The organism is Achromobacter sp. UBA5777, assembly GCF_002418565.1.
Taxonomy (GTDB): domain Bacteria; phylum Pseudomonadota; class Gammaproteobacteria; order Burkholderiales; family Burkholderiaceae_B; genus Achromobacter; species Achromobacter animicus.
The window spans coordinates 1-8,262 of the sequence record NZ_DIEJ01000207.1 but is presented as its reverse complement, the minus strand read 5'-3'; the positions used below and the strand labels follow the sequence as shown (position 1 = coordinate 8,262).

General features: G+C 68.4%; 7 protein-coding genes and 1 pseudogene. 5 read left to right on the top strand and 3 right to left on the bottom strand.

The genetic code is table 11. From position 1 onward, the window contains the following. The 3 genes and pseudogenes from B3446_RS17115 to B3446_RS17105 all read left to right on the top strand — a co-directional run. A pseudogene (locus tag B3446_RS17115) lies at positions 1-1,031 on the top strand (Tm-1-like ATP-binding domain-containing protein); the annotation flags it as partial. A gap of 12 nt (positions 1,032-1,043) precedes the next feature. Beyond that, on the top strand, positions 1,044-1,874 hold the full coding sequence (locus tag B3446_RS17110; protein WP_291383633.1) for a phosphoenolpyruvate hydrolase family protein: 831 nt from the start codon (positions 1,044-1,046) through the stop codon (positions 1,872-1,874). 58 nt (positions 1,875-1,932) lie between these two features. Beyond that, positions 1,933-2,379 (top strand): SRPBCC family protein, encoded by a 447-nt coding sequence (locus B3446_RS17105; protein WP_291383631.1) that lies wholly within the window; start codon positions 1,933-1,935, stop codon positions 2,377-2,379. Positions 2,380-2,430: 51 nt separating this feature from the next. Here the strand turns inward: B3446_RS17105 and B3446_RS17100 are convergent, their stop codons facing one another. Further along, positions 2,431-3,396 carry a LysR family transcriptional regulator gene (locus B3446_RS17100; protein WP_291383629.1) on the bottom strand — a complete coding sequence of 322 codons (966 nt, stop codon included), beginning with the start codon at positions 3,394-3,396 and terminating at the stop codon, positions 2,431-2,433. An 89-nt stretch (positions 3,397-3,485) separates the two neighbouring features. On the opposite strand from B3446_RS17100, the gene B3446_RS17095 reads away from it, so the two are divergent. Together B3446_RS17095 and B3446_RS17090 are read left to right on the top strand one after the other, a co-directional pair. Then, on the top strand, positions 3,486-4,943 hold the full coding sequence (locus B3446_RS17095; RefSeq protein ID WP_291383627.1) for an N-acyl-D-amino-acid deacylase family protein: 1,458 nt from the start codon (positions 3,486-3,488) through the stop codon (positions 4,941-4,943). A 28-nt stretch (positions 4,944-4,971) separates the two neighbouring features. Then, positions 4,972-5,931, top strand: coding sequence for a tripartite tricarboxylate transporter substrate binding protein BugE (locus tag B3446_RS17090; protein WP_291383625.1), 960 nt, complete (start codon positions 4,972-4,974; stop codon positions 5,929-5,931). Positions 5,932-5,961: 30 nt separating this feature from the next. Here the strand turns inward: B3446_RS17090 and B3446_RS17085 are convergent, their stop codons facing one another. Beyond that, complete coding sequence (locus tag B3446_RS17085; RefSeq protein WP_409558273.1) at positions 5,962-7,338, bottom strand: sulfite reductase subunit alpha; 1,377 nt, start codon at positions 7,336-7,338, stop codon at positions 5,962-5,964. A gap of 6 nt (positions 7,339-7,344) precedes the next feature. Next, a partial coding sequence (locus B3446_RS17080; protein ID WP_291383621.1) for an FAD:protein FMN transferase occupies positions 7,345-8,262 on the bottom strand: 918 nt, incomplete at its 5' end.

Genomic DNA, 8,262 nt, shown 5'->3' with positions numbered 1-8,262 from the left:
CGGACGGCGCCGCGGCGGTCTTCACGGGCGACCGGGGCACGGCGATTGCGGCCATGGCCCTTGCGTTCTAGCGCTACGCCGCCGGCAACGCGGACATCGGCGCGCTGCTGGGTCTGGGCGGTTCCGGCGGCACGGCGCTCATCACGCCGGCGATGCGCGCACTGCCCATCGGCACGCCCAAGGTGATGGTGTCCACGATGGCGTCGGGCAATGTCGCGCCTTATGTAGGACCGTCTGACATCGCGATGATGTATTCCGTGACCGACGTCGCAGGCCTGAACCGCATCTCGCGCCGGGTGCTGGCCAATGCGGCCGGCGCGATCGGCGGCGCGTTCCGTCAGGCGTCGGCCGCAGCGGCTGACGATGGCCGGCCGGCGGTGGGCATCACCATGTTCGGCGTCACGACCGCCTGCGTGCAGCAGGTCACGCCGCTCCTGGAATCGCAATTCGACTGCCTCGTGTTCCACGCGACGGGCACGGGCGGGCAGTCGATGGAAAAGCTGCTGGACAGCCGCCTGCTTGCCGGCGTGCTGGACCTGACCACGACTGAAGTTTGCGACCTGCTGTTCGGCGGCGTGCTGGCTTGCACCGATGACCGCTTTGGCGCGGTGGCACGCACGGGCGCGCCCTATGTCGGGTCGTGCGGCGCGCTGGATATGGTGAACTTCGGCGCGATGGACACCGTGCCCGAACGCTACCGCGGCCGACGCTTCTATCCCCACAACCCGCAGGTCACGCTGATGCGCACGACCGCGGAGGAAAACACGCGGCAGGGCGAATGGATCGCCGACCGGCTGAACCGTTGCGACGGCCCGGTGCGCTTCCTGATTCCCGAGGGCGGCGTGTCCGCGCTGGATGCGCCGGGCCAGGCGTTCTGGGACCCAGAGGCCGACGCGGCGCTGTTTGCCGCGCTGGAGGCCAACCTGCGGCAGACGGCGGACCGCCGCCTGATCCGCGTGCCCTGCCACATCAACGATCCGCTGTTCGCCAGGACGGCAGTCGACCACTTTCTTGAAATTGCCGCACTTTGAAGGATTGCCGCCATGCCGCGTTTTGACCGTAACGAACTGCTGGACAAGTTCCGCGCCATGGTGCGCGCCCGCACGCCGATCGTGGGCGGGGGCGCGGGCACCGGGCTGTCGGCCAAGTGCGAGGAAGCGGGCGGCATCGACCTTATCGTGATCTACAACTCGGGCCGCTACCGCATGGCGGGCCGCGGCTCGCTCGCGGGCTTGCTGGCCTACGGCAACGCGAACGAGATCGTCGTGGACATGGGCCGCGAAGTGCTGCCCGTGGTCAAGAAGACGCCGGTGCTGGCCGGCGTGAACGGCACCGACCCGTTCTGCGACTTCGACGTGTTCCTGGACGACCTGAAACGGCAGGGCTTTGCTGGCGTGCAGAACTTTCCCACTGTCGGCCTCATCGACGGCAACTTTCGCGCCAATCTTGAAGAGACCGGCATGGGCTATGCGCTGGAAGTCGACATGATCCGTCTGGCACATCAAAAGGGCATGCTGACGACGCCGTACGTCTTCAACGAGGACGACGCCGTGGCCATGGCCCGCGCGGGGGCCGACATCATCGTGGCGCACATGGGGCTGACCACCGGCGGGTCCATTGGCGCGGAAACGGCGCTGACCCTGGATGATTGCGTCGCCGCCATCGACCGTATTGCCGAGGCCGCGCTGGCGGTGCGCCCGGATATCATCGTGCTGTGCCACGGCGGCCCGATTGCGACGCCCGAGGACGCGGCGCACGTGCTGCGCGCGTGCAAGCATTGCCACGGCTTCTACGGCGCCAGCTCGATGGAACGCCTGCCCACTGAACAGGCGCTGACGGCCGCCACGCGAGAATTCAAAAACCTGACCTTCTGATCCCCATCGCCGCAGCTTTTCGGCTTATTCGACACGCATTGCGTTTAACGGAGCCCGTATGCCGCATACCGTACACATCACCGCTGTCGTCCACGCGCCATTGAACAAGGTCTGGCCGCTGTTCCGCGATTTCAACGGCCTGGCAGGCTGGCATCCCGGCGTCGCGGAGAGCCGGCTGGAAGCGGGCGGCCGCCATGACGCGGTGGGCTCGGTGCGGCATCTCACGCTCCAGCCGTCAGGGTTTGTGCGGGAACAGCTGCTGATGCTGGACGATCCCAACACGGCATTGCGCTATTCGATCATCGAGACCGACCTGCCGATGCGCGACTATGTTGCGGGTGTGTCGCTGCATCCGATCACCGAGGGCGGCGGGACGCTGGTGCAATGGTGGGCCGATTTCCGCGTTGAGGGTGCGCCATTGGGCGAAGTCGCTGCGGCGGTCGGGCAGAACGTGTTCGCGGCGGGATTGGCCGCGTTGGACGAGAAGCTGCGCGAGGGTGTCTGACACCCGATCGCATTGGCGGCGCCGATCAGCACGGTGGCAACGCCCGCATCCCTAGTGCTTCTGCCGTGCGGCGGACAAGCGCCGGCAGCCTGCCGGTAGTTGCGCCGTGCGCAGGTAGTCGTGGATGGCCGCGATCAATGCCTGTGCAGCGGGACTTAGCGGATATTCCTTGTTGCGGATGATGCACAGCGTGCGCACCACAGTGGGCCGGGCCAGCAGCGCATAGGCCAGCCCCGGCTCCATCACGCGTTGCGCGGCCAACGCCGGCAGCAGCGCCACGCCCATTCCCGCCTTGACCAGCGCCGCCTGCGACGTGGTGCTAGATGCTTCATAGAACGGCGCCGCCGCCTCGATCGGCAGGTCGGCGCGCGCGCGCAGCAGGGCCATGATGCCAGTTTCATCCACCACCCCAACCAGCTTGCGGCCGGTCAGGTCAGACCAGCGCATGGCGCCGTCGCGCCCTGGGCGCAGGGTGGCGTCGTCCTGGCGGTAGAGCACGCCGAAGCGGTCTTCGAGCAAGGCGTCGAATTGCAGGCCGGGGGCGTCGGCCCAGCGGCTGGTCAGGCCGAAATCGACCTCGCGTGCGGCCACCTTGCGTTGGATGCGACCCGAGTTGTCGTCGCTGAGATAAAGCCGCACCGCCGGATACTGCGCCGCGAACATGGCGGCGGCCGGCGCGATGAGCTGCGTGATGGCCGACGGCGCCGCCGCCACGCCAACGCGTCCGCGTTCCAGCGCGCCAAAGCGCACCACGTCCTCGATCACGCCGTCAAAGTCTGCCAGCAGCCGCATGACGCGCGGCAGGAATTCCTCGCCGGCCGGCGTCAGCAGCACGCGCCGGCTGGTGCGCGCAAAGAGCTGGGTGCCCAGCGCGTCTTCAAGCTGGCGCACCAGGCTGGTGACGGACGACTGCGTCTGGAAAAGGCGTTTGGCGGCATGCGTGAAGCTGGACTCCTGGGCTACCGCCACAAAGGCGGTCAGGTGCTTCAAGGTAACGTGCTTGGGCAGACGATGCATTTCAAAACGCGATAGATGGATCAATAAAAACAATTTTTCCAGATTGATCGCGCGGACGATACTAGGTCCTTCACCAAGGCAGGAACACCATGCAGGAGACTTTGGATCTGATCATCGAAGGCGGCTGGCTCATCGACGGGCTGGGCGGTCCGCGCCGGCGCGCCGACGTGGGCGTGGCGGGCGAACGCATTGCAGCGATCGGCGACCTGTCCGGGATCCCCGCGGCCACGCGCGTGAACGTCGCGGGCAAGATCGTGGCGCCCGGTTTCATCGACGTGCATGGTCACGACGACCTGATGTTCGTGGAAAAGCCCGACCTGGCGTGGAAGACGAGCCAGGGCATCACCTCGGTCGTCGTGGGCAACTGCGGCGTCAGCGGTGCGCCCGCGCCGCTGCCGGGCAACACTGCGGCGGCGCTGGCGCTGTTGGGCGAGACGCCGCTCTTTGCCAGCATGACGCACTATTTCGACGAGCTGCGCGAGCGACAGCCGGTCATCAATGTGGCCGCGCTGGTGGGCCACGCCAACCTGCGTCTTGCCGCAATGCGCGATCCGACTGCTCAGCCCACGACCGACGAGCAAACCGCCATGCAGCAGATGCTGGCCGACGCGCTGGACGCGGGCGCCGTGGGCTTCAGCACGGGTCTGGCCTATCAGCCGGGCGGGGTTGCGCAGCCGCCCGAACTGGAGGGGCTGGCCCGCGTGGCGGCGGCGCGCGGCGCGATGCATACCAGCCACATCCGCAACGAGGGCGATGCGGTCGAGGCGGCTGTCGACGAGGTGCTGGCCATTGGCCGCAACACCGGCTGCGCCACCGTGCTGTCGCATCACAAGTGCATGATGCCGCGCAACTGGGGCAAGAGCGCCGCCACGCTGGCCAACATCGACCGCGCCCGCGCCGAGGGCGTGGACGTGGCGCTGGATATTTACCCGTATCCCGGCAGTTCCACCATCCTGATCCCGGAGCGCGCCGACACCATCGACGACATCCGCATCACGTGGTCGACGCCGCACCCCGAATGCAACGGCGAATACCTGAGCGACATCGCGGCGCGCTGGGGCTGCGACAAGACGACGGCGGCCGAACGCCTGTGTCCGGCCGGGGCGATCTACTTTGCGATGGACGAGAACGAAGTCCGCCGCATCTTTCAGCACGAATGCTGCATGGTCGGGTCCGATGGCCTGCCCAACGACGCGCATCCGCATCCCCGGCTGTGGGGCAGCTTCACGCGCGTGCTGGGCCGCTACGTGCGCGAGGCGCAGCTTGTCACGCTGGAGGCGGCGGTAGCCAAGATGACCGCGTTGCCGGCCCGCGTCTTCGGGCTGGCGAACCGAGGCCGGATTGCCGTGGGCGCGTGGGCAGACATTGTCGTGTTCGATGCCGAGACGGTGATCGATCGCGCCACCTGGGAAGCGCCGACGCTCGCGTCTGCCGGCGTGGAGCACGTGCTGGTCAATGGCACGCCGGTTTTTCCGGCCACGGCAGACACCCCGCGGCCCGGCCGCATTCTTTGCCGCGATCAGGCCGCGGCCCAACCCCTTCCATAACAACAGCCGTACCAGGAGACCCACCATCATGTTCCGCAAGACTTGTGCCGCCCTGGCGCTGGCCGCCGCGCTGCCGGCCGCTCACGCCGCCTTTCCCGACCGCCCCATCACGCTGATCGTGCCGTTCCCGGCGGGCGGTCCCACGGACATCGTCGGCCGCGTGGCCGCGGCCAAGGCAGGCGAAATTCTGGGCCAGCAGATCGTCGTGGAGAACCGCACGGGCGCGTCGGGCACCATCGGCATGACAGCCACCGCACGCGCCAAGCCGGACGGTTACACCGTGGGGCTGGCCACGGTCAGCACGCACGGCACGGCGCCGCACCTGTTCCCCAACCTGGCCTATGACCCGGTCAAGGACTTCACGCCCATCAGCAACCTGGTGACCAGCCCCAACATCCTCAGCGTGAATCCGAACTTTCCGGCCAAGACGCTGGCTGAGTTCGTGACCCACGTGCGCGCCAATCCGGGCAAGGACGGCTACGCGAACGCGGGTGCGGGCGGCGTGAACGACCTGGGCATGATCTGGTTCCTGCAGATCATCGGCGGCAAGATGAACAGCATTTCGTATCGCGGTTCGGCGCCGGCGCTGACTGACACGGTGGGCGGAGTGGTGCCGGTGATCTTCGACAACTTTCCGTCGTCGCTGCCGTATGTGAAGAGCAATCACCTGAAAGCCCTGGCGATTACTGGGACGGCGCGCAATCCGCGCCTGCCGGACGTGCCGACCTTTGCCGAGCAGGGCTACAAGGACTACGACGTGACGGCCTGGTATGGCGTGGTGGGTCCGGCCAACATGCCGGCCGACGTGCGCGACAAGCTGGCGGATGCCTTTGCGCGCGCCGTGCGCGATCCGGCGACGGCGGCAAAGATGGAAGAGACGGGTGCGTTCCCGCTGGGCAACACGCCGGCGCAGTTCGGTGAGCAGATCAGCACCGAACGCGATCGCTGGAAGACGGTGATCGAGCGGGCGCAGATCAAGCTGCAGTAAGGACTCGGAAAACGCGGGCCGCGTGCGTCGTCAGTACACGTCGCGCCGGTAGCGGCCCGCGTGCTGCAGGGCTTGCAGGCGGTCGGCGCCCAGGATGTCCTGCAGTGCGGCATCCACGCCGCCGGCCATGCCTTGCAGGCTGCCACAGACATACACGGCGGCGCCGGCATCCACCCAGGCGCGCACGGCGTCCGCCTGTTCGCCCAGGCAGTGCTGCACATAGCGGCGCTGGGGTTGGTCGCGCGAGAACACCGTGTCCACGCGTTCCAATGTGCCGTCTTGCCGCCACGCGTCGATCTCATCGCGGCAGAACCCGTCGTAAGCGGCGTGGCGCTCGCCGAAGACCAGCCAGTTGCGGCGGTGGCCCGCCGCGCGGCGCGCTTTGATCAGCGCACGCAGGCCCGCAAGGCCGGTGCCGTTGCCGATCAGAATCAGCGGGCGGTCGTCAGCCGGCGGGTGGAAATTGCGATTCGTGCGCACGCGCAGCGCGATCTCGTCGCCGGTCTGCGCAATGTGCGTGAGCCAGCCGCTGCCCAGGCCCAGTGCGCCATCGGCGCCGCGCATCTGGCGCACCAAAAGCTGGATGGATCCGTCGGCGGGCAGCGAAGCGATGGAGTATTCGCGATGCGCCTCCAGCGCGCCGCCCCGTTCGCGCCGGGGGCCGATTTCGGCGATGTCGCCCGCCTGCCATGCGGCCGTGCTCTCGGGCGGCGGCGACAACGTCAGCAGATAGCAAGGGCCGCCCTGGCTACCGGGATTCAGCAGTGTCCGGCCCGCCAGGCGCCAAGTGTCGTAGACGGGCGCCTCCCAGTCGGGCAGGTCGCTGCGGCCGGCCAGCAGGCCCAGATGATGCTGCCAGTGGCGCAGCGCGGCCGCGTCGTCGTTGTCGACCTCGACCAGATCGAACAACGGTGTCGCGCCCTGCGCGTGCAGCCAGTCGTTCAACCGGTGGCCAAAGCCGCAGAACTGCGCGTATTCGCTGTCGCCGAGCGCCAGGACGGCATATTGCGCGCCGGCCAGCGCGGCGCCCTGCGGCGTCTGCTGCATCTGTCCGGCAAAGGCCGCGGCTGCATCGGGTGGGTCGCCCTCGCCGTAGGTGCTGACGGCAAACAGCATGCGGCGATACGCGGCCAGGCGTTGAAGGTTCAGTTGATCCAGCGAGGCGACGCGCACGGTCAACCCGCCGGCGCGCAGCGAGTCGGCGGTCTGCATGGCCAGCGACTCGGCGTAGCCGGTCTGGCTGGCGTAGGCCACCAGCAGCGCGTCTTCGGGCGCGGGGGCGCTCAGCGCCTGCAGCGCCAGCGCGTGTTGCGCCTGCTGGCGGCGGGCGCGTTGCCAGGCCCACAGGCACAGCAGCAGCCAAGCCAGCACCACGCAGGTTGCCGCGATCAATCGGGTGTGCAACATGGGCATTCAGGTGGCCAGGGCCAGGGCTTCAAACTGCGGCGTGGCGATGACGCGCCAGGCGTCTTCGCCGCGCATGATGAACAGCGCCGCGAGGGCATGGCGGCGCGCATAGGCCAGCCCCTCGGCTTCGCCCAGCACCGTCAGCACGGTGGCCAGCGCATCGGCCTGCATGCAGACAGGGTGCAGCACGGTCACCGAGGCGACCACATTGCGCACCGGGTGGCCGGTGCGCGGGTCGATCGTGTGCGCGTAGCGCGCATCGCCGTCGCCGGCGTGGCGCCGGTAGTCGCCCGACGTGGCGATGCTGCCATTGTGCAGCGGCAAGGCCAGCGCATGATCGTCGCTGGCGTCGGGGACTTCGATGGCCACGCGCCAGGATTGTCCGTCGGGACGCTTGCCGCGGGCGCGCAATTCGCCGCCGACTTCGACCAGGTAATCGGTGATGCCCAAGCCATCGAGCGCCAGCGCCGCCCGGTCCACGCCGTACCCCTTGGCGATGGACGACAGGTCCAGATAGACGCCGCCAGGCTGCCAGGCCGCGTGGCGGTCCTGGTCCAGCGGCACGCGCCGCCAGCCGCAACGATCACGCGCGGTCTGGATGGCGGCGGGCGAGGGCGGTTCAAAAGCGCGCTGGTGCGGCCCGAAACCCCAGGCATTGACCAGCGGCCCCACGGTCGGATCGTAGGCGCCGCCGCTGTCCTCGGCCAGCATCAATGCATGATGCAGCACGTGGAAGAACTCGGGCGGCAGCGTCTGCCAGCCGGACTCGGCGCGGTTGTAGCGCGTGATGTCCGAGTGCGTTTCCCAGGTGCTCATTTGCGCGACGACCTGGTCCAGCGCGGCCTGGATGCCCTGTCGTGCCGACGCTTCCGTCACGCCGGCCGGCAGCGCCAGGCGCGCGGACCAGGTGGTGCCCATGGTGGT

Bases quoted from the DNA above. Each gene is read 5' to 3' on its own strand.
- B3446_RS17095 (WP_291383627.1), top strand. From the start codon at position 3,486: ATGCAGGAGACTTTGGATCTGATCATCGAAGGCGGCTGGCTCATCGAC.
- B3446_RS17085 (WP_409558273.1), bottom strand. From the start codon at position 7,338: ATGTTGCACACCCGATTGATCGCGGCAACCTGCGTGGTGCTGGCTTGG.
- B3446_RS17110 (WP_291383633.1), top strand. From the start codon at position 1,044: ATGCCGCGTTTTGACCGTAACGAACTGCTGGACAAGTTCCGCGCCATG.
- B3446_RS17100 (WP_291383629.1), bottom strand. From the start codon at position 3,396: ATGCATCGTCTGCCCAAGCACGTTACCTTGAAGCACCTGACCGCCTTT.
- B3446_RS17090 (WP_291383625.1), top strand. From the start codon at position 4,972: ATGTTCCGCAAGACTTGTGCCGCCCTGGCGCTGGCCGCCGCGCTGCCG.
- B3446_RS17105 (WP_291383631.1), top strand. From the start codon at position 1,933: ATGCCGCATACCGTACACATCACCGCTGTCGTCCACGCGCCATTGAAC.